This is a genomic window from Terrilactibacillus tamarindi (genome assembly GCF_009718825.1).
In the GTDB taxonomy this organism is placed as follows: Bacteria; Bacillota; Bacilli; order Bacillales; family Sporolactobacillaceae; genus Terrilactibacillus; species Terrilactibacillus tamarindi.
In genome coordinates, this window is the sequence record NZ_WNHB01000001.1 from 1 (window position 1) to 20,769 (window position 20,769).

The window sequence follows — 20,769 nt, forward strand, 5'->3', positions numbered from 1 at the left end:
TCGTCACGTCCTGTGACAACACTGACACTTGCACGTCCTGTGCGGCGTTCTTTCACTTTCAGTTTTGAAGGATTACCTTCATTGTCTAGTGGCAATGGCGAAGAGGTCACACCCGTTCCCATCTCGAACACGGAAGTTAAGCTCTTCAGCGCCGATGGTAATTGGGGGCTGTCCCCCTGTGAGAGTAGGACGTCGCTAGGCTGGTAAATACTTAATAGTAGTGGAGATTTCTCTATTCCACAGTAGCTCAGTGGTAGAGCAATCGGCTGTTAACCGATCGGTCGTAGGTTCGAATCCTACCTGTGGAGCCAGTTGGAGAGCTGTCCGAGTGGCCGAAGGAGCACGATTGGAAATCGTGTAGACGGTCAACGCCGTCTCGAGGGTTCGAATCCCTCGCTCTCCGCCACTGAAATATCATGTATTAATGAATAATACATAAGTATTTAATACTGGCCCGTTGGTCAAGCGGTTAAGACACCGCCCTTTCACGGCGGTAACACGGGTTCGAATCCCGTACGGGTCACCATTTACCAAATAAAAGACTTGTAAAATGAATGAAGACATGTTATAATAGTACTTGTCCTGTTCGGTATGGAGGATTAGCTCAGCTGGGAGAGCATCTGCCTTACAAGCAGAGGGTCGGCGGTTCGAGCCCGTCATCCTCCACCATAAATTTTAAAAATTAATACTCAACACCATTGTTGGGTGGAGCAACGAGCGAATCATCATCGAATATGCTTCGAGTTGTCCCGTAGGCACGTAAGTGGTAGGGACAGTCTTTAAAACATTTAGTAAATCTATAATTAAATATCTCATATTGTCGCGGGGTGGAGCAGTCTGGTAGCTCGTCGGGCTCATAACCCGAAGGTCGTAGGTTCAAATCCTGCCCCCGCAACCAAACATATGGATCCGTGGTGTAGGGGTTAACATGCCTGCCTGTCACGCAGGAGATCGCCGGTTCAAATCCGGTCGGATCCGCCATTTAATGGCTCGATAGCTCAGTCGGTAGAGCAGAGGACTGAAAATCCTCGTGTCGGCGGTTCGATTCCGTCTCGAGCCACCATTAAGTGTGCCGGTCTAGCTCAATTGGTAGAGCAACTGACTTGTAATCAGTAGGTTGGGGGTTCAAGTCCTCTGGCCGGCACCATTTTTTTGCTTGCAAACATTTAAATAGGTTTTTATTTTGGAGGGATAGCGAAGTGGCTAAACGCGGCGGACTGTAAATCCGCTCTCTACGAGTTCGAAGGTTCGAATCCTTCTCCCTCCACCACTAAATAGGGGTATAGTTTAAAGGTAGAACTGAGGTCTCCAAAACCTCCAGTGTGGGTTCAATTCCTACTACCCCTGCCATTATAAAAAAGTTGATGGCGGCTGTGGCGAAGTGGTTAACGCATCGGATTGTGGTTCCGACATTCGTGGGTTCGATTCCCATCAGCCGCCCCATTTTTGCCCCATAGCCAAGCGGTAAGGCAACGGTTTTTGGTTCCGTCATGCGTTGGTTCGAATCCAGCTGGGGCAGCCAATATGCGGAAGTAGTTCAGTGGTAGAACATCACCTTGCCAAGGTGGGGGTCGCGGGTTCGAATCCCGTCTTCCGCTCCAAATAATAAATTAAATGGCGGCATAGCCAAGTGGTAAGGCACGGGTCTGCAAAACCCTTATCCCCGGTTCGAATCCGGGTGCCGCCTCCACTATTAAATTAGTTAGTCCTGACCCATGCCGGGGTGGCGGAATTGGCAGACGCACAGGACTTAAAATCCTGCGGTAGGTGACTACCGTGCCGGTTCAAGTCCGGCCCTCGGCACCATAATTATTTTAATACCATATGCCATATTTAATTTGCCGGTGTGGCGGAATTGGCAGACGCGCACGACTCAAAATCGTGTTCCTCACGGAGTGTCGGTTCGACCCCGACCACCGGTATCATTAGAAAAAACTAGTTCAATTTAGAAACGATGAAACACTCACAAATGTTGATACATCAATGTTTGCGGGTGTTTTTTGTTTTGTGGGGAAAAAGATAAAAAAGGTGGGTTTTGAAATGATTTTACACATTTTTTACACAAGAGAATACCTTGACTGTTTACGGAGTTTATGGAGGTTTTATTTTATGGTGGTAGGCTTTCAACAATCGGTCCAGATTGTGGAGAAAGAGTTCGTGAATTGGATTGGTGTCACATTTAAGATTTTTGGGATTAATCAAAGTGAACCATACATAAATATATGAGGTTTTTAAATGCTAGAGAAATTTTCGAATGTGATATAAACGATTTGAAAGCAAGTATAGGAACACTATAAGCTCGAATCATTCGTTCCTTATTCGGAATTGTAGGCTTTTAAATATGAATAAAAGTAATACTAGAAAAATTAATTATATTTAATGAATCTATAATGATATTATATAAGTGGGTAATTTTTCCTATACTATTAAGTATAATTCAGATTTAACTATTTAAATAGAAAAATATATTGAATACTTTATGTTTTGATTCTAAGTAGTGCAATATGAATTAAGTATTTGGGAGGAGGAGAAATATGATTCTGTTTGATAATGTAGAATACGATCGTTTTTTTAATCCGCTTAGTTGTAAAAATAAAAGGATATATTATGAATGCATTTTACAGCTCATTGAAAAGTCAAAGTCAGTTCCGCTTCTTTATGAAACTGATGCCAGAGACATTTTGATTTTATATCTACGTAACTATTCTTACGAGATGGAAGAAGAAAATAACACTGGGAATGCTGACGAGAATATTAGCAGTAAGAAATCTGAAACTGAAAATGCCAGCGCAATTCTAAGATATTTCAGATATTGTGGTTGGATTTCAGAGCGTGAGATTGGAAGGAATGGGGACAATATTGCTACTGTTATGCCTTATTGTAGGAAGATGATTGATTCGATAGAGAGAATCTTTAATCGTGATACCAGTGCGGATTTGACTAACCACATTTTCTCCATTTATGATATTCTGCATTCTGCTTTTATAGATCATGGTAGAACTCATAGACCATATTCCAATATTCTTGTACCGGTATCGGATAGTGTTTCAGACTTAAAAAATGAACTATTGGTGCTTAAAGATAGCATTAGGTCTATAATGCGTATAATTATAAAAATGACGGAGACCAATGAATTAGGACAGTTCCTTATCAAAGATGAAATGATGGAGTCTTTCTTTAATGATTACTTTTTCATAAAGAAGGATGGTTTAATACCCGGATATATTTCTGAAATCGAAAAAATGCTTAGACTTATCACCAATACGGAAGTCTATGAAAATATGATTAAGGAATATCAAAAAATTAATAACGCAACCGATATCGCAGCTCGTGAAATAATAGATAGCCAGCTTTCTGAAGTGCAAAGTTTTATCAGCTACGATTATGTCAAAGAGATGGATTACATAGATAAGAAAATTAATAACTATTACAGCCTATACTCTACAAGAATCCTTATGGTCTTAAGCAATAGTATGAATATGCAGACCTATTTAAATGACTTACTGATGACAATTAAGGATTTTGATCCAAATGAAAAGAAGGATATTATAGATTCTATTTCCAAGTGTTTTGGCTTGCAGTCATACAAATATGTTGGAAGAAAATCAATTGAACGTCGAAAGAAACGTAAACCCAATATCAAGAGTGCAGCTATTATTACCAGTTCATTATCAGATGAAGATAAAGCAAGGCTTACTAAGGAATTGTTATATGAATATCCGGACAAATACAGTGTTGTGCAAGCAATAAGTTACTTTAATAACTTACTTGAAGATAAGGTGAGCTTAATACCGAATGATACATTGGTTAAAACTAGAGATGATGCCATGATGGTAGCAGCCAGTATTATATATTCCGGGACTGAAGATTTTCCATATAAGGTTGAATTCTTGGAAGGAACTATAGAAACAGAAAATGCAACGATTAGTAAAATACGTATTAAGAGGAAGAATTAAATGGGTGATATCAAATTAAACATTTCTGTAAAAGAAGAAAATAACATATTGTTCAAACGTTGCATTCGTAAGTTGTTGGATTCAACGTTCATCGTTGGTGACAAGGAAGTGAAACTGTATGCATTTATATCAAGAGAATCAAATAGACATGATGTTTCAGATTACTTACGTATGATTGGATTTGATGTATTAGTAGATACAAATGTACGAATTGCAATGCTTAAGCCTAATGAGGCTGATGAAGAAGCAGTAGGATTAAAACGAGCAAATGTTGTGACTTTCACAACAGAGCAATACCATCTCCTGCTTGTGCTTTGGGAAATATATCTGGAGAACCTGGGTTATAGTGATGAGAATGTTGTAATGCGTGGGGATTTTATTGATAAAGTCAAAGCATATGAAGTAGACATGGATAGTAAAAAGTTATCATCAGCTATGAAGATTTTTAAGAAATATGATCTGGTTGATTATGATTCAAAGGATCAGTCTGAAGATGCAATTATCACATTGTATCCGTCATTGCAGTTTGGTTGGGATGTTGCACAATTCCAGTCAGTTTCTGCAGAATACATGAAGAACACCCAGCTAGAAGATGACCCAGAAGAACAAAATTCAGATAGTGATGAAGAAGAGGAGGATGTGGAATGATCAAATTGAAATCAATTCGATTGATTAACTGGTATGGATTCAGCCAGATTACTGTACCTATAGGCTTCTTCACTTTAATTGCGGGTAAGAATGGAAATGGTAAATCAGTTTTGTTAGATGCCATAAAATATGCATTGTACGGGGATACAGTATTTAATAAGTCTACAGAGAATAAAGGAAGCAGAACGGTGACTTCATATACACGAGGTCTGCTTGATGCCACTGCAGCCACCTTTATTAGACCTGCAGACCAAATGGCAAATGTATATACACATGTTGTGCTAGAGATGGCTGAGATGGAACTGGGAAAGAGTTTTATCCTTGGAACAGTGATAGATACAGACTCTGGTAATGGATTTGTCACCAGAAGATATGTATTAGAGAATGAGAAACTTGAGAACATTTCTCATACATACAAAGATAACGGACAGGTCATTCCATATAGTACATCAGAATTGCAAAAGGCTCTGGGTGTAAAAATGATGGATGTAAAAGAGGGTGTACTCAAATTTATGCAGCGAACCGGGCTTCGCTTGAATGAGCAGCAGTTAGCATCTTTCCGAAGAAAACTTCGAAGTATTATGTCTTATGATCCAAATGCTAAGATTGATCAGTTTATCAGAGAAAGTGTATTAGAGGAAAAGAAGGTTGATTTCTCAAAGCTGGTAGAAGCAAAAAATAATATTGATTCCTTGAATATGAGTTTTGCTACTATCGCTGCTGAAATTGAAGAACTTAACAGTATAATAAAGCTTTTTGACGGCTTGCAGAATGCCAGAAATGTCATCCTAGCGGATAATGTAAAGATTGCATATAAAAAATTCTTGGAGTGTAAAAAGGACATTGAAGAAGCTACAAGAAAATTGGACATTGCTAATAGACAGATTGCGGAAGATGAGAAAAAGCTTGAAGCAATTGCTGATCGTGAAAAAGAGCTTCGTGTAGCTTACTATAAAGCGAAAGATAATTTGAATTCTATGGACTCTGCAAAAGCAATAGAAGAAGCTAGGCAAGCTTTGCAGAATGCACAGGTTGAAAAAGAGAAACTTGAAAATGAAAAGAACGCTCTTTTTGAATTTCAGACTAGAGTAAGTGAATTGTTATCCTGGTTTTATAAAGAAAACATGGCAATTGTACAGCAGGATGTATTAACTTCATTAACCTTGGATAATTTCTCAAAGATACAAAAAGAAAGTAGTGTTGATTATCTTTTAAAGGAAATCAAAGATCATAGGGATGAGATTTTAGCTGAAATAACTAGAGTTAAGGATAAATTAGAAGAAAATAGAAGGCAACAATCAAAGTGGCAACAGGTTATTAATGATTATAATGCTAAGAAGACAACATTTTCAAAAATACCTGATTATGTCGCATTAAAGAATGGGATTAACAGAGAATTTGAAAAAAGAGGCATACCATCTGAAGCTCGTTTTGCATGTGAGTATGTTATCAGTCTGACAGATGAGTCATGGCGAGATGCAATTGAAAGCTATCTTGGGAGACGGAGATATACTATTTTGATTGAGCCGGAGTATTATGACATTGCAGATGATGTGCTTAATGTATCAAAAAACAGGTATGCGCATTTATTCAATACAAAGCTTTTAATGAAAAAAGAGATAACACCTGAAGAGGATTCAGTTGTTCAATTTATTGAAGTAAAGAATCGGGTTGCAAAGCACTATTTTGATTACCAGCTTGGGCGTTTTCATGCAACCACAAAGGACAAGGTTAGAAATTACGAGAATGCTATATCAAAAGATGGAAGAGTATCTGTTGCTATGGATAGTTTTTTTCTGCGCTTTGATAAGATAGGGTTTTACTTTTTAGGACAGGAAACAATGGAGCTAAACAGAATAAAAGCTATAAAAGCACTGGAAGCACTAACTGCTGAATACAAGGAATCTCATGAGCGATTGCAACAGGAAGAATCGAAGAAATCATATCTAGAAACAGCTATGGAGTTCTTTGGTGATAATAATTTCGATGCTTGCAGATTGTATGATGAAGTATTAATTGATTGTGCAAAAAAACAGGATGAGTTAGAACGTTTAATAGACGCTCAAAAGAATAACCAAGAGTATTTGGAACTTGCTGAGCAAGTCTCTAGACTCGAGCAGGATTTTGAGGCTGTGATTAGTGAACAGGATGCAGTTCGTGCCCACAAGTCTGATATGCAGACGGAACATAGGATAAACGAAAACACACTGAATGAAAAGAATAAGAGTATCACAAGTATAGAGAGTAATTTAAAAGATTTAGAAAGCACTAATAATGTAGTCTATGTAAAGGCTATTGAAGATTACGAAAAGCATATTGCGAATGGTCCAGGCAGTGCTGGTGGCGTATTGAAGGATAGAGGGCGTTCAGAACGTTCTCTTAGAGAAGCAGAAGAGAAGCTTAAAGGAGCTCAAGCTTCATATAATGCTACTAGAGCTGTCGATAATCGTTTACCATTGTCTGATAAATCCAGAGCTGAATATGAGTCACGAAAATCTAAAATCTGGATGGATGATTTGCAGGAGATACAGCACAAGTTAAAAGAACAAACCAGACGATATGAAGAAATATTTAAGAATGAGTTTGTGCTTACTGTGTTGAAGTCCTGTGATGCAGCAAGAGATGATTTGAAGTTAATAAATGCGGAGTTAGCAAGACTGAAATTTAAGTCGAGATATGCATTTGATGTTAAGTACGTTAAGGATAGTTCTGATTATGGAAAAATCCTTGAATATGCTAATTACTTAAAGGAACGCGAGGAACTTGGAACTCCATCAAGTCAGATGACTTTTGATGCAATGACATCATATTCCGATGATAAGGGAGAAGAGCTGGAAAAGGATATACGGGAGATTATCAACCGAATTGTTGGGAGTAACGATAAGGACCAGATTGAGCACTATGCAGATTATCGTAATTATATGACATACGAAATCTTACTTACAAATGATGTTCTTAAGTCAGCGAAGCTTTCAAAACAATCTGGTTATAATTCTGGTGCTGAAGTTCAGATTCCATATATGCTTATTTTGTTATCGGCATTGTTAATGATTTACAATGATAAGCTTAATTCTACAAGACTTGTATTTATCGATGAACCATTTGCAAAAATGGATCCAACTAACGTCAAAATAATGCTTGGATTTATGAAGGTGCAGAATCTACAGATGATTTTCTGTGCTCCTGATAAGACTGAGCTGATTGGTAATGAATGTGAAGTTGTTTTACCCGTTCTTAGAACCCAAGTGAATTTGATGGAGATAGGAATTGTTGAAATGCATAAAGGAGTGTAGTGATGGAATACGAAGAGAAAATCCTCACATACCTAGTTGATAATTATCGGAAGAGTAAGAAGGATTCTGGAAATAACAAAACTAACAGGAGAACGCAGGTAAAACCTGAAAAAATATATAAAAAGTATAATGCTAATGATGGTGATTTTGAAGAGATATCCAGATTGAATCAATTGGTAAATAAGTTGACGGAGAAAGGTTTTATTTATAGCACAACAGAAGCCTTCGGAACTCAAATACAGAGTATTTATCTTGTTGATGAGAGTATTCTCGATATTGAGAAATACCTAAGTGATAAGTATGGTTATGTTTCAAAGGATATGAAGATTGAGCAGTTACAGCTGTTAGTTGATTATTACAAGAATGCCTCTCCTATATGTGAAAAGGAATGTGCGCTATTATCGGAAAGCGTTGATAATAGAAAGGTTCCAAAGAATTATAAAGAACTTGATGCTGTTTTCAAAGCAATTTCGTTCATAGAAAATAACCAGACGGATTTATACATCAGAGAAGTTTCAATGAAGGTTTATGGTGATTCAAAGTTCTTTGAGAATGTAACATTGCAACCGGTGTGTACTTTGTTACGCAAGTATTCAGATAGAACTATTGAGGAAAATGAGCTGATTGATGAAATTCTGGTGGATTATCACATTTATAAAGAGCCACAGAAACTTTGTATTAAAGGAAATGTAGTGATAACCATCTCTGGGAACGATGTGGATCTTAGTGGTTTTTCTGAAGGAATAGAAATCATGGCCTCAGATCTTACAAATATTCAATCGATAAAAATATGTGCTTCGAAGTTTATGACAATTGAGAATAAAACATCATTCTTGAGATACAAAGATAATGATACTGTCAGCTTTTATCTTGGAGGATATGCTAACAGATATCAGCGTGAATTTATAAAAATGATTCATGACACAAATCCAGATACAAAGTATATGCACTTTGGAGATATTGATGCAGGTGGTTTCTGGATACATCATAATTTATGTGAGATTACAGGAATTAATTTTGCTCTGTTTTATATGTCTTCTGATGAACTTAAAAATGAAGAGTATGAGTCTTGCTTGCATGGCCTTACAGAAAATGATATAGCTAGACTTAAAGAATTAAAAGAGATGGATTTGTATGCGCATACAGTTAATTACATGTTAGAAAATAATGTGAAATTGGAACAGGAAATTATTAGTTTGAATTTGATGAATCGGAAGTTAACAGTGTAGCACAACTAAAAAAATATATAAGTAGAAGAATTGTAGAATTCTATTAGCGAACAGTCACTCTAACTGTTCGCTATTTACATTCTATAATGGAAATAAAGCAAATACTATTGGTGATAATATCTAAGGGGAAAGGTATTACTTCAAAACCTTATATATGTTATCTGATTTACTAAACGAGGAATATCCGTTACCCTACTTTTTTGATATTATTCACTATGAGACCATCTCCAATGTGAATCTTAAAAATCATATTGATATAGAAGTAAAATAATTTATGAAGCTAACGCAGCAGAAAACTATAGTAATGGTGGTTACTAGGTTCTTTTTTTATAGTAAAGATACTTATATCAATTGTGTGTATAAAGTAGGCTTCGATCCACAGGTCCCGTTCTTTTAGTCATCTTTTCTCCGTTATCCTTATTCTATTATGTTGTATTCCCGCTGTATAACAACCATGGTTTCGGTTCTTTTCGAGTATTTCAGTGCCTAACACCACCCGAAGTTTGTCGAGTAATATCGGAGTGCCAGGCACCTATATTAAGGAAGTACAAAGGGATACTATCACAAGCACCTATCACAGCACATATGACAGCCATACAGCACCGATACAGGCAAGGGAATAGGAGAAGGGTAGCAAGTGTGATAGGACAGTCACACAAGGGCAACAGCAAGACAAGCGAGACCAACAGTAAGACAAACGAAATGAATAGAATAAAAGAAGAATAAAAAAGAGAAACGAACATCACCAACAGAACCATAGTAACGCAATAAGATTAGCACCAAACAAATGTCAAGATACTTATGGGGGGTATATAGAGTGGGCAAGGTACCAGAGATGCCCTGTCTAGTGTTCACAAAATATATGTACCAAATTGGCTACTTTTTTATGGTAAACAATGGAAGTGTGAAAAGGAGTACTCACCACAAATATATATATATGTCAAATAGTCGTGTTGGTGAGGGGAATTTAAGCGAATTAACTTTTACTAGGTGGGTGATTATTCACTCCAATCCCTTATATGACCCTGTATAAACAGGAGTGGTTGACAGAATCGCAATTTTATATGAATCTAGGTGAACATTTTTCTTAGGACTTTTTGGGTATCAGACTTTCGAAATAAAACTTTAATCCTATAAATGTCGAGATATAGTATTCCAATAAATTTACAGGCATGTTAAAATTGTTACTGTTATTGTAATCTAGTAAACTTATGGGGGTAAGGTATATAATGGCAAAGGAAAAAGTTAAAAAACCGTTCTATAAGAAATGGTGGGTATGGGTAATCGCTGTTATTATCGTTTGGGGGATCGGAAGTCAAGGTGGAGGAAACGATGAATCTAGTAAATCCACTGAAACAGCCAGCAAGCCCAAAACTGAAACGGTAACTACTAAAGAGGTTGCAAAGGAAGAACCTGTTAAGGAAGAACCTGTTAAGGAAGAAACACCTAAGGAAGAACCTAAACAACAACCTGTTAAGAAGGAAGAACCTAAGAAGGAAGTTAAGGAAGAACCTAAGAAGGAAGTTAAGGAAGAACCTAAGAAAGAAGTTAAGGAAGAACCTAAAGAACCTGAACTAACGGTTTCTCAGGAAAATGCAATTCAAACAGCTAAGGATTATCTTGATTATACAGCCTTTTCTAAATCTGGACTTATTAAACAATTAAAGTTCGATAAGTATTCAACTGCTGACGCTACTTTCGCTGTAAATCATATTGAGGTTGATTGGAAAGAACAGGCTGTAAAAACAGCACAAGATTACATGGACTATTCTTCATTTTCTCGTCAAGGACTTATTGACCAGTTAAAGTTCGACGGATATACACAAGAAGAGGCAACTTACGGTGTCGATAAAGTAGGTCTTTAATATATCGGGTTTAAAATGGGTTTTCTATAAAGGCAAAATTCATACTGTCGTAAAAGACTATGAAAATGGTTATCTCGAAATACGAGAAATCAATACAACTAATCAACCTTACTGGTGGAAAGGGAAAATGTAATCCCTATGATACCGTCAACTAGAGAGGACGTTCACTAAGAACGTTCTTTTTAATTTCAGTGCCTGTCACCACCCGAAGTTTGTCGATTAATGTCGAAGTGCCAGGCACCTAAATGTGTCGTTTCTATGAATCTCTCGTATAACGTATTGACGTGATCCGATGAGGAGATTAAGATAAAGTGGAAGTTAGGAAGTGCTTACATTTCCATTCTATTAAAAATGAAAGCGCTGACTCTATATGAAGTTGTTGACAAGTATACAGATAAAAGGGGGATGCTTATGGAGATTGGTAAGATGGGCTTGGAAGGGAAATGAGCGGTTGAATCTGATTTAATTTGAAAGCGTTCACACCAGTTATTACCTTGTCATTAATTATGCGTTATCGTTCCCTCGAAAAAGATACTTTTACCGGCCAAGGATTGTCTCACTGCCAAATGAATTCGGCGGCCACGCTGTTAGCTGAGGATCGAGCCATATCAAACCAGTTTCAACAATAGAGAAATGTTTTTTGGTAACCGCTTTCCTCCTAATCACTATGACTTGACGACAGGAGTTTTTAATATGTTGCATTTTCCTGAATTATGGATGAAAGATGCATCGCTTGGTGAACGTATAGCAAACGAATTACGCCTGCTTATCCTTGAAAATGTGATAAAACCTGGGGACATTCTTTCTGAAAATCAGATAGCTAGGAAATATGGAACCAGCCGTTCACCGGTTCGCGACGCTATGAAAGCGCTTGCTAATGATGGCCTAATTCGACTAGAACGAATGGGCGCCCGTGTATTAGGAATGAGCTTGAATGATATACATGAACTGTATGATGTACGTGAAATGATTGAAGATTTTGCGCAGCAAAGAGTCTCAGCAGGCTATCAGGACCAATTATCCAGATTGTTAAATCAGATGATCGATAAAATGGAGCTTGCAGCAAAATACAATAATCACAACGACTTTGCTTATTTTGATCTAATCTTTCACGAAGAGATTATCCGGCATGCCAATCACAAACGTATCATGAATCTGTGGAAAAGCATGAGATCGCTGATTATGGCTGTCATCATTGTGACAACCGAGGATGTCTTTGCCCATGGTTCAGATCACGTGGCCTGGGTCATCGAAAAACATCGAAAAATAGTACGCAGTCTTTTAACAGGAAATAAGAAAGATGTAGAACAATCGGTTGTTTCCTATTTTCAAGATTCAAAAAGAACGCTTGATAAATCGTTTCCAGAATTAGAAACAGAGAAAGATAGATTCGATAAGTGATAGTGAAGAATTAGAGGCTTAAGTTGTCGACAAGTATTCAAATACCCATGTAGCAGTTTCATGGGACGAGGAGGTTTTTATGATGAATGGCTCATACATGATAGGTGTTGATATTGGAACAACCAGTACCAAAGCGGTACTTTATACAATTGACGGAACCATCGTGGCATATGCGAATCAAGGTTATCCATTGTATACGCCGGACGCATTTACCGCTGAACAGGATCCTGATCAAATTTTCGATACTGTTCTTAGTGTCATTCATGAAGTGGTGGCTAAGAGTGACAAAAGACCGGAAACGATCCAGTTTGTTAGCTTCAGCTGTGCCATGCACAGTGTCATCCCAGTAGATCGGGAAGGCAGACCGCTGATGCGGTGCTTGACATGGGCGGATAATCGAAGTATTGACTGGTGCTGCAGACTGAAAGAAGACATGGGCGGACATGAGATCTATATGCGGACAGGGACACCGAATCATCCGATGTCTCCACTTTCGAAATTGCTTTGGATGCGCCATGAGAAACCTGAGATATTTAACAAATCGGCCAAGTTCATTTCAATGAAAGAATATGTTTTTTATAAATTATTCCATAAATATATCGTTGATTATTCTATTGCCTCTTGCACCGGACTCATGAGAATGGACCAGATGACTTGGGATCAAGAAGCGTTGAAGATTGCCGGAATTACTGAAAGTCACTTGTCTGATCCAGTACCGACAACTTATATAATGAAAGACCTTGATCCAATGTATGCTGAACAAATGGGGTTGAGGGAAGACACCCCTTTCGTTCTCGGAGCTAGTGACGGTGTACTTTCCAACCTAGGTGTAAATGCAATTGAACCGGGCAATGTTGCGGTGACCATAGGTACGAGTGGAGCTATTCGGACAGTGGTCGATCATTATTCTGCGGATCCGAAAGAACGGCTCTTTTGTTATCAACTGACTGAGGACAAATGGGTGGTAGGCGGCCCTGTTAATAACGGAGGCGGTGTACTGAGATGGGCAAGAGATGAATTTGCCGCTTCGGAAATTGAAACAGCTAAGCGGCTAGGCATTAGCTCTTATGATGTGCTTACCCAAATGGCATCGCGTGTTAACCCTGGTTCCGATGGATTAATTTTTCAACCTTACTTCAGCGGTGAACGCGCACCCCTGTGGAATCCGAATGCCCGTGGCGCTTTCTTTGGATTGAATTTGCATCATCAGAAACAACACATGATTCGGGCTGTACTGGAGGGCGTGATTTACAACCTTTACAGTGTCATGCTGGCTATGCAGGAACGGACTGGCGAGCCGAAACTGATTCAGGCGACTGGAGGTTTTTCCCGTTCAGCATTATGGCGCCAGATGATGGCTGATATTTTTAATCAACCCGTAAATGTCCCGGAGAGCTTCGAGAGTTCCTGCCTTGGAGCAGCTGTTCTTGGTCTGTATGCGACCGGAGTAGTTGACAACTTGAATGTTGTTTCGCAGATGATCGGTTCAGTACACAGTCATCAGCCGATTCAGGAGAATGCAGCAGCTTATGAACAGATATTTCCCATTTTCATCCGGCTCTCGAGGAAGCTAAATGATGAATGGAAGGATATCGCCTCTTTCCAGCATAATTGTTTGAATACTAACAGGCTCGAAAAAAAACTAACTTTGAGCTAAAAGGAGTCTTAAAAAATGAAAAATCATTTATCAGAGATCAAACCCTACACCCGGGCTATTTTGAAAGGGCATTTATGTTCAAGTGGAGTGCCTTATGACATGATGGATCGTCCGATTATCGCCATCGCAAATTCATGGAATGAAATCGTTCCTGGCCATGTACATCTTAGAGAAGTTGCGGAATACGTGAAAAAAGGCGTTTTGGAGGCGGGTGGCTACCCTCTTGAATTTAATACAATTGCCGTCTGCGATGGTATTGCTCAGGGACATGACGGGATGAAGTATTCCCTACCAAGCCGGGACACCGTTGCTGACAGTGTCGAAATTATGATCCGTGCCCATGAAATTTTCGATGGCATGGTAATGCTCAGTTCCTGCGATAAAATTGTCCCAGGGATGCTGATGAGTGCGGCGCGTCTTAATCTCCCAAGCGTTGTTGTGCTTGGTGGCGTGATGCCTAATTATATCAAGCCGAAGGAGTCCAAAGCAGCCCGCCAGCAGTTCCTTTCCGGTGATCTGGACGAAAAAGGGCTCGTTTCAGTTACGCAGAAATACTATCCATGCGCCGGCGTCTGCCCTTTCCTTGGGACGGCGAATACGATGCAGGGGCTCTCGGAGGCTTTAGGGCTGGCTTTACCGGGCACGTCCTGGATGAGAGCCTTATCAGACGAACAGTTTGAAGCTGCCAAAGCCGCTGGCCGTCAAGCCGTTGAACTTGTGAAAAAAAATATCCGGGCGAGAGATATTCTGACAAAAGAGGCTTTTGAAAATGCGATTTCTGTTTTGCTTGCTATGGGTGGTTCTTTAAATGCCTGCCTGCATCTTCCGGCTATTGCGCGTGAAGCTGGCATTGAACTTCCACTGGATACGTTCGATCGAATCAGCAGAAAGGTTCCCTTTATTGCGGCGGTTACGCCAAATAACAATAACTTTACAACCAATGATTTGCAGCAAGCTGGTGGTATCCCTGCATTGATGAAAGAACTGTCGCCACTTATTCACCTCGATAGTCTTACGGTGACTGGGCAGACAGCAGGTGAAAACATCGCCGAAGCCAAAGTCCATGACCGCGAAATGATTCATCCTTTGAACCAGCCGATTGAGCTAGAAGGCGGCATTGCGGTGCTGAAAGGGAACTTGGCAGAGCAGGGTGCATTAATCAAACAATCAGCGGTTCCGGAAGATTTGATGCAGCTCACTGCCCCAGCGATGGTTTTCAATTCGGAGGAACAGTTCCAAGAAGCCTATAATGCAGGAAAAATCTCGGAAAACCATGTGGTTGTGATTCGCTACGAAGGACCAAAAGGTGGACCAGGAATGCGCGAACTGCATCGCTGCACAGAAATTCTATCACGGTTCAAAAATATTGCATTAATTACGGACGGTCGTTTCTCCGGCGCATCGGCAGGCCTATCGATTGGTTATATGAGTCCTGAAGCTGCCGAAGGAGGAACATTGGCACTAGTGGAGGATGGCGACATGATCTCTATCAACGTGCCTGATCGCTCCATTGAGCTTGAAGTCAGTGAGAATGAACTATCTGAAAGAAGAGAGAAACTGAACACCATCAAACGAGAAGCCAGTAAATTCCTAAAACTTTACGCTGAGAGTACTGCATCGGCCGCTCATGGCGCCGTACGCATGGTCTGATCAAATGAGAGGAGAGAGAAAACATGTTAAATAAATATGAAGTTTTGAACAAAATGAATCAAGGTCGGTTGGTAGCTGTCGTTCGCGGAAGTGACGCAGAGGATGCAATCAATATTTCAGAGTCTTGCATTCGCGGCGGGATCCAAAGTATTGAGGTCGCTTTTACTACACCGAATTGCCTGGAGGCTATTCGGAAACTAGCCGATCAGGAGCGTGATGCGCTAATCGGTGCGGGAACAGTTCTTGATCCAGAAACAGCCCGGCTGTCAATCCTTTACGGCGCCGCATTTGTTGTCAGTCCGAATTTTTCAAAAGCGATCTGCGAAGTATGCAACCTGTATTCCGTTCCCTATTTACCTGGCTGTCTGACTGTATCCGAAATGGTTGAGGCTTTGAAAGCTGGTGTGGATGTCGTCAAAGTCTTCCCTGGAAGTACCGTTGGAACCGGATTTATCAAAAATATCAAAGGGCCACTACCTAATATCCAACTAATGCCGACCGGTGGTGTTAATCTGCAAAATGTTACAGAATGGCTGGATCAGGGCTGCTTTGCAGTTGGAGTCGGCAGTGTACTGACAAAAGGTGCGGAAAAGGGGAACTACACGTGCGTTGAGGAGAACGCGGAACAGTTCGCCCATAAAGTAAGCGCTTATAGTTGTTAAACAAGATAGTTATTTGATCGTGTTCAAATGAAAATAGTCAAAAACATTAAAAGAAAGATGTGGTTTTCATGAGCAGTGCCTATCTCATTTCGATTACTGTTCTTGCCATTGCACTCGTTATTGTCGGGGTGACATGGTTTAAATGGCATGCATTTATCAGTTTGTCAGTCGCAAGTATACTGCTTGGCCTTGCGGCTGGCCTTCCAATCACGAAAATTGCTATAGATTATGAGCAAGGTGTCGGTGATATCCTCAGTTCATTGCTAGGTATCCTTGCTCTGGGCACGATTCTTGGTAAGATGATGTCTGAATCAGGAGCGGGTGTTCAGATTTCAAACTTTTTTACCCGGGCATTTGGTGAACGAAATCTTCCGTGGGCCACTTTCTTTGCTGGATTGATTATTAGTATCCCGGTATTTTTTGAAGTCGGACTTGTTATTCTGCTACCACTGGTCATTGCAATTCAGAAAACGACAAAAAAGAATCTGCTGTTAATTGCGATACCAATGATTTCGGCAATGTCCATTTCACATGGCATTGTTCCGCCCCATCCGGGAGCAATGGCAGCCATCGGAATCTTTCATGCTGATGTAGGTCAGGTTCTGCTTTATTCATTAATTGTTACTTTGCCTGCCGGTATTATTGGCGGCCCGCTGTTTGCTTACTATATAAGCAAAAGGGTTAAACCGGAAACGGAACCGAAAGTCGTTGCTGCGAATGTTTCAGCGACAACCTATCCGTCCGCCGGTGTTTCATTTTTTACGATTCTGCTACCAATCTTTTTAATGGTTGGGACGGTTATAGTACCATTTACTCCAATGCCTTCTCAGCTGGCAGATGTTTTGAGCTTCATAGGTAATCCACTGATCGCTTTAATGATTTCAGTGTTTGTTGCCTATTATCTATTAGGAATCAGACAGGGTATCAGTCGGAAATTGATTAATAAGCTAACTGGAAGCTCTCTGGCCCCACTGGCATCGATTATGATGATCATTGGTGCGGGCGGTGCATTTAAACAAATTCTAATCTCCTCAGGTGTCGGCGATGCGATAGCCCAAGTTGCGACGGAATGGCAACTTTCTCCGCTTATTATGGCCTTTGTTGTTGCCGGGCTGATTCGTATCGCAACCGGTTCGGCGACAGTTGCACTGACAACGTCTGCCGGCATAATCGATCCCATCATCGTCCATATGACCGGGATAAATCTCCCGCTTTTAGTTATTGCGATCGGTGCCGGCTCGCTGATGTTTTCTCATGTGAATGATGCCGGTTTCTGGATGGTTAAGGAGTATTTGGGCCTATCCGTGAAGCAGACATTCAAGACCTGGACCGTATTGGAAACGTTGCTCTCTTTTGCAGCATTCTTCATCGTCTTGATTATCAATTTATTTGTCTAATCAAAGCAGCTGTTAAAAGGATAGTCGGAGTCCGCATTCTTAGGCCACATATTAACTGGTTGAACGGTTAATATAATTGACAGCGAAAGAAGGCAACACTTACTTATATACTATGTAAACCGGTTTACCCTAATGTTCAACCCGAATATGTAAGCGCATAATTGACGGTGCCTGGCACCATTCGGCGATTTAGAATGAGTTATTTTAAAACGATAAAACACTCACAAATGTTGATATATCAATGTTTGTGAGTGTTTTTTATTTTGCTAGAAAAGGGATAAAACAAGGTAGGATATGAATTCATTTTACACATTTCATTTTTTACGCAACCGAAATGTGTAAAGACTTAATCATGTTTCAGGTTTTTGAAAATGATAGAATATAATTTAGGAAAAGTTTGACCAATTTCTAAACAGGGAGTTTTATAAGTGGGAAATAAGAAACGAGGCCATTACTGTTTAGCATGTGGGGATTATCTAGCCAATGAGAAATTTGGCGGGACAGGCCACGGTAAACATCTATGCAAAGATTGTAAAAGGAAGGGTAGAAAGGTATACTCAGAGTCAAATTCCGATTATGATCGAGAACTACACCGTCTATCCAAAGCTATTAGAAACTGTATGATATTGTATACGGAAGATGGAAATTTTTTCTTATTTGAATATCAAAGATCACGTTATATTATACGTAATGACTTTGATTCCGACATTTTTGTTTATCAAGAAAAAACTGAGCAGAAATTTTTCATATCTGAAGCATTACAAAAAAACAAAGTATTAATGGAAGTTTTATACAAGAAATACTACGATACAATGGAAAACGGTTATACTCTTGATTATGAAGAAGTACTTGAAGATGGGTCTTTAAAAATATCAAAGAAACGCAGACAGCACCTTGACGTTATATTATCATTACAGCATTTGAGGTAATTTAAGTTTAGTTTAAGGAAGAATATAATCGACAAGTGTCTAGCACCAAATATTAAGAGGTTGACTTTGTATCCGATAATGAGAGGATTTGAATTTGAATATGATAGATAATTTTTGGCGTGACTTACCACGACCATTTTTTGTACTTGCACCAATGGAAGATGTGACGGATGTAGTTTTTCGCCATGTAGTGAGTAAAGCAGGTCGACCTGATGTGTTTTTTACAGAGTTTACAAACACGGAGAGTTATTGTCACCCAGAGGGAAACCATAGTGTGCGTGGGCGTTTAACTTTTACAGAGGATGAACAACCAATGGTTGCACATATATGGGGGGATAAGCCCGAATGTTTTCGGCAAATGAGTATGGGTATGGCGAAACTAGGGTTTAAGGGTGTGGATATCAATATGGGATGTCCTGTACCTAATGTGACATCCAATGGGAAGGGAAGCGGACTTATCCGTCGTCCAGAAATCGCTGCAGATGTAATACAAGCAGCAAAAGCAGGAGGATTGCCTGTAAGTGTGAAAACAAGACTTGGTTATACGGATGTAGCCGAATGGCAGGACTGGCTAACACATATATTGAGACAAGACATCGCTAATCTTTCTATTCATTTGCGTACAAGAAAGGAAATGAGCAAAGTAGATGCTCATTGGGAGTTGATTCCGGAGATCAAGAAACTTTGTGATCGTGTGGCACCAGATACATGTTTGACGATTAATGGGGATATTCCTGACCGTCAAACCGGCTTGAAGCTCGCTCATCAATATGGTGTTGATGGGATTATGATTGGGCGTGGTGTGTTTAAAAATCCATTTGCCTTTGAAAAAGAGCCGAAAGATCATAGCAGTAAGGAATTGCTGGATCTCTTAAGATTGCATCTTGATCTCCATGATAAATATTCAAAAGAATTAGAGCCACGTCCATTCAAAGCTCTTCATCGCTTTTTTAAGATATATGTCAAAGGGTTTCGAGGGGCGAGTGGATTGAGAAATCAATTGATGAGTACAAAGACAACAGATGAAGTGCGTGCATTACTCGATAACTTTTGACAAGTGCCTGGTATCAAATATTAAGCTTCAATCAATGAGGGTTTTCTTCATTCCCAACTGATTATTAGTAGAATTAGTTATCCCCCACCTAGGAATGCTCGTTTGCACTCATTACCTTGAGGTGGGGGTCTTTACTTGTCTTTAATGCGGGATAATAGAGATATTAATCAATCCTAAAAGCGAAGCCACAAGAATCGTCGGTAGAGGGATAGCCTAAATCCATTACAGTCTAATTTGAGGGTCTAATCTAAGATACGAGGAGATATTCACATGACACATCATTCAAAACATAGCCATGCAATGTGTATTCGTTTGGTACCTATTTTTAATCACTTAGAGGACCAACAGATGAATAAAATAGCCGAATCGGCAAAAACGTTGGAGTTGCAAAAGGGGGAGATGCTCTTTCGTGCTGGAGAAAGTGATGATGCTTTGTATATTGTGAGTAAAGGAAAAGTTCAAATTTACCGTTTAGCTGATTCAGGAAAAGAACAACTGATCAGAATATTGAATCCTGGAGATTTTGTTGGGGAATGGACCTTATTTCATCCTGGTGAGGTTCATGAAAATTATGCGGAAGCTATAGAGAAAACATCAATTTGCTTAATCAAACAGACCGATTTACAAGCCCATTTGTTACAGCATCCGACGATTGCCTTAAAAATCATCGAAGAGATGTCCTCACGCTTAAAAGGTTCGGAAAAGCAAACCATGCAAGTAGCGATAGAAAAGGTCGAAACACGGATTATTGCATTTTTAGTAGACTGTGTGGAAAATGATGAAGAAAATAGTCCCACAATTACTTTACCTATGGCAAAAAAAGATTTAGCCTCATATCTAGGTTCAACGCCTGAAACCATGAGTCGGAAATTTACGGAGCTAGAACACAAAGGATTAATTGAACAATTACCAAAAAGGAAGATTAGAATTCCTGACTTAGATAAATTACTTCAATACGCTAAATAGCAGATCTCCTTACTTTTAGAAAACTCTTTTTCATTTCTTGACCAAGGTCAATTCCTTCTAGT

14 protein-coding genes, 16 tRNA genes, 1 rRNA gene and 1 pseudogene are annotated in these 20,769 nt (G+C 39.5%); 31 read left to right on the plus strand and 1 reads right to left on the minus strand.

Going from position 1 to position 20,769, the window contains the following annotated elements; translation table 11 throughout:
• Positions 1–84 precede the first annotated feature (84 nt).
• The 21 genes from rrf to GMB86_RS00105 all read left to right on the plus strand — a co-directional run bounded on the left by rrf (position 85) and on the right by GMB86_RS00105 (position 9,126).
• Positions 85–201 (plus strand): 5S ribosomal RNA (gene rrf, locus GMB86_RS00005).
• A 35-nt stretch (positions 202–236) separates the two neighbouring features.
• Positions 237–311, plus strand: a tRNA-Asn gene (locus GMB86_RS00010).
• Between the two features lie 3 nt (positions 312–314).
• Positions 315–406 (plus strand) — tRNA-Ser (locus GMB86_RS00015).
• 45 nt (positions 407–451) lie between these two features.
• A tRNA-Glu gene (locus GMB86_RS00020) sits at positions 452–526 on the plus strand.
• Between the two features lie 67 nt (positions 527–593).
• Positions 594–669, plus strand: a tRNA-Val gene (locus GMB86_RS00025).
• Between the two features lie 152 nt (positions 670–821).
• Positions 822–898 (plus strand) — tRNA-Met (locus tag GMB86_RS00030).
• 7 nt (positions 899–905) lie between these two features.
• A tRNA-Asp gene (locus GMB86_RS00035) sits at positions 906–981 on the plus strand.
• Between the two features lie 6 nt (positions 982–987).
• Positions 988–1,063, plus strand: a tRNA-Phe gene (locus GMB86_RS00040).
• Positions 1,064–1,071: 8 nt separating this feature from the next.
• Positions 1,072–1,147: transfer RNA gene (locus tag GMB86_RS00045), tRNA-Thr, on the plus strand.
• A 38-nt stretch (positions 1,148–1,185) separates the two neighbouring features.
• Positions 1,186–1,270, plus strand: a tRNA-Tyr gene (locus GMB86_RS00050).
• 6 nt (positions 1,271–1,276) lie between these two features.
• Positions 1,277–1,350, plus strand: a tRNA-Trp gene (locus GMB86_RS00055).
• Between the two features lie 17 nt (positions 1,351–1,367).
• Positions 1,368–1,443, plus strand: a tRNA-His gene (locus tag GMB86_RS00060).
• A 4-nt stretch (positions 1,444–1,447) separates the two neighbouring features.
• Positions 1,448–1,522, plus strand: a tRNA-Gln gene (locus GMB86_RS00065).
• Positions 1,523–1,526: 4 nt separating this feature from the next.
• Positions 1,527–1,601: transfer RNA gene (locus tag GMB86_RS00070), tRNA-Gly, on the plus strand.
• Between the two features lie 15 nt (positions 1,602–1,616).
• A tRNA-Cys gene (locus tag GMB86_RS00075) sits at positions 1,617–1,690 on the plus strand.
• Positions 1,691–1,717: 27 nt separating this feature from the next.
• Positions 1,718–1,806: transfer RNA gene (locus GMB86_RS00080), tRNA-Leu, on the plus strand.
• A gap of 34 nt (positions 1,807–1,840) precedes the next feature.
• Positions 1,841–1,922, plus strand: a tRNA-Leu gene (locus GMB86_RS00085).
• Between the two features lie 612 nt (positions 1,923–2,534).
• Complete coding sequence (locus GMB86_RS00090) at positions 2,535–3,956, plus strand: Wadjet anti-phage system protein JetA family protein (protein WP_155215571.1); 1,422 nt, start codon at positions 2,535–2,537, stop codon at positions 3,954–3,956.
• Complete coding sequence (locus GMB86_RS00095; protein WP_155215572.1) at positions 3,957–4,604, plus strand: DUF4194 domain-containing protein; 648 nt, start codon at positions 3,957–3,959, stop codon at positions 4,602–4,604. It begins immediately after the preceding gene.
• A complete protein-coding gene (locus GMB86_RS00100; protein ID WP_155215574.1) occupies positions 4,601–7,897 on the plus strand; it encodes an SbcC/MukB-like Walker B domain-containing protein in 3,297 nt (1,098 codons plus the stop codon). The genes GMB86_RS00095 and GMB86_RS00100 overlap by 4 nt, the downstream gene beginning before the upstream one ends.
• A 2-nt stretch (positions 7,898–7,899) precedes the next feature.
• The gene (locus tag GMB86_RS00105; protein WP_155215576.1) at positions 7,900–9,126 is read left to right on the plus strand and encodes a Wadjet anti-phage system protein JetD domain-containing protein; all 1,227 of its coding nucleotides are present in this window, start codon (positions 7,900–7,902) and stop codon (positions 9,124–9,126) included.
• 651 nt (positions 9,127–9,777) lie between these two features.
• Here the strand turns inward: GMB86_RS00105 and GMB86_RS15400 are convergent.
• On the minus strand, positions 9,778–9,981 hold the full coding sequence (locus tag GMB86_RS15400; RefSeq protein WP_196220071.1) for a hypothetical protein: 204 nt from the start codon (positions 9,979–9,981) through the stop codon (positions 9,778–9,780).
• A 374-nt stretch (positions 9,982–10,355) separates the two neighbouring features.
• Here GMB86_RS15400 and GMB86_RS15405 point away from each other — a divergent pair, with 374 nt between their 5' ends.
• The 10 genes and pseudogenes from GMB86_RS15405 (at position 10,356) to GMB86_RS00150 (ending at position 20,707) form a co-directional block, all read left to right on the plus strand.
• The gene (locus GMB86_RS15405) at positions 10,356–10,991 is read left to right on the plus strand and encodes an Ltp family lipoprotein (protein WP_196220072.1); all 636 of its coding nucleotides are present in this window, start codon (positions 10,356–10,358) and stop codon (positions 10,989–10,991) included.
• Positions 10,992–11,455: 464 nt separating this feature from the next.
• A pseudogene (locus tag GMB86_RS15635) lies at positions 11,456–11,586 on the plus strand (phosphogluconate dehydrogenase (NAD(+)-dependent, decarboxylating)); the annotation flags it as partial.
• A 98-nt stretch (positions 11,587–11,684) separates the two neighbouring features.
• On the plus strand, positions 11,685–12,392 hold the full coding sequence (locus tag GMB86_RS00115) for a GntR family transcriptional regulator (protein WP_155215578.1): 708 nt from the start codon (positions 11,685–11,687) through the stop codon (positions 12,390–12,392).
• Positions 12,393–12,474: 82 nt separating this feature from the next.
• Positions 12,475–14,049 carry a gluconokinase gene (gene gntK / locus GMB86_RS00120; RefSeq protein WP_155215959.1) on the plus strand — a complete coding sequence of 525 codons (1,575 nt, stop codon included), beginning with the start codon at positions 12,475–12,477 and terminating at the stop codon, positions 14,047–14,049.
• A gap of 15 nt (positions 14,050–14,064) precedes the next feature.
• Positions 14,065–15,699: a dihydroxy-acid dehydratase gene (gene ilvD, locus GMB86_RS00125; protein ID WP_155215580.1), complete on the plus strand. Its 1,635-nt coding sequence runs from the start codon at positions 14,065–14,067 to the stop codon at positions 15,697–15,699.
• Positions 15,700–15,722: 23 nt separating this feature from the next.
• Positions 15,723–16,361 (plus strand): bifunctional 2-keto-4-hydroxyglutarate aldolase/2-keto-3-deoxy-6-phosphogluconate aldolase, encoded by a 639-nt coding sequence (locus GMB86_RS00130; protein WP_155215582.1) that lies wholly within the window; start codon positions 15,723–15,725, stop codon positions 16,359–16,361.
• Between the two features lie 68 nt (positions 16,362–16,429).
• A complete protein-coding gene (locus GMB86_RS00135; protein ID WP_155215584.1) occupies positions 16,430–17,758 on the plus strand; it encodes a GntT/GntP/DsdX family permease in 1,329 nt (442 codons plus the stop codon).
• A 428-nt stretch (positions 17,759–18,186) separates the two neighbouring features.
• On the plus strand, positions 18,187–18,687 hold the full coding sequence (locus GMB86_RS00140; protein ID WP_155215586.1) for a hypothetical protein: 501 nt from the start codon (positions 18,187–18,189) through the stop codon (positions 18,685–18,687).
• Between the two features lie 100 nt (positions 18,688–18,787).
• Positions 18,788–19,741 (plus strand): tRNA dihydrouridine synthase, encoded by a 954-nt coding sequence (locus GMB86_RS00145; protein WP_155215961.1) that lies wholly within the window; start codon positions 18,788–18,790, stop codon positions 19,739–19,741.
• 270 nt (positions 19,742–20,011) lie between these two features.
• Entirely contained in the window at positions 20,012–20,707 is a 696-nt protein-coding gene (locus tag GMB86_RS00150; protein WP_155215588.1) for a Crp/Fnr family transcriptional regulator, read from the plus strand.
• Positions 20,708–20,769 lie beyond the last annotated feature (62 nt).

Excerpts from the sequence above, each read along its gene's own strand:
- GMB86_RS00095 (WP_155215572.1), top strand. The coding sequence starts at position 3,957 with ATGGGTGATATCAAATTAAACATTTCTGTAAAAGAAGAAAATAACATA.
- GMB86_RS00135 (WP_155215584.1), top strand. The coding sequence starts at position 16,430 with ATGAGCAGTGCCTATCTCATTTCGATTACTGTTCTTGCCATTGCACTC.
- GMB86_RS00150 (WP_155215588.1), top strand. The coding sequence starts at position 20,012 with ATGACACATCATTCAAAACATAGCCATGCAATGTGTATTCGTTTGGTA.
- ilvD (WP_155215580.1), top strand. The coding sequence starts at position 14,065 with ATGAAAAATCATTTATCAGAGATCAAACCCTACACCCGGGCTATTTTG.
- gntK (WP_155215959.1), top strand. The coding sequence starts at position 12,475 with ATGAATGGCTCATACATGATAGGTGTTGATATTGGAACAACCAGTACC.
- GMB86_RS00105 (WP_155215576.1), top strand. The coding sequence starts at position 7,900 with ATGGAATACGAAGAGAAAATCCTCACATACCTAGTTGATAATTATCGG.
- GMB86_RS00130 (WP_155215582.1), top strand. The coding sequence starts at position 15,723 with ATGTTAAATAAATATGAAGTTTTGAACAAAATGAATCAAGGTCGGTTG.
- GMB86_RS00145 (WP_155215961.1), top strand. The coding sequence starts at position 18,788 with ATGATAGATAATTTTTGGCGTGACTTACCACGACCATTTTTTGTACTT.
- GMB86_RS00115 (WP_155215578.1), top strand. The coding sequence starts at position 11,685 with ATGTTGCATTTTCCTGAATTATGGATGAAAGATGCATCGCTTGGTGAA.
- GMB86_RS00100 (WP_155215574.1), top strand. The coding sequence starts at position 4,601 with ATGATCAAATTGAAATCAATTCGATTGATTAACTGGTATGGATTCAGC.
- GMB86_RS00090 (WP_155215571.1), top strand. The coding sequence starts at position 2,535 with ATGATTCTGTTTGATAATGTAGAATACGATCGTTTTTTTAATCCGCTT.
- GMB86_RS15405 (WP_196220072.1), top strand. The coding sequence starts at position 10,356 with ATGGCAAAGGAAAAAGTTAAAAAACCGTTCTATAAGAAATGGTGGGTA.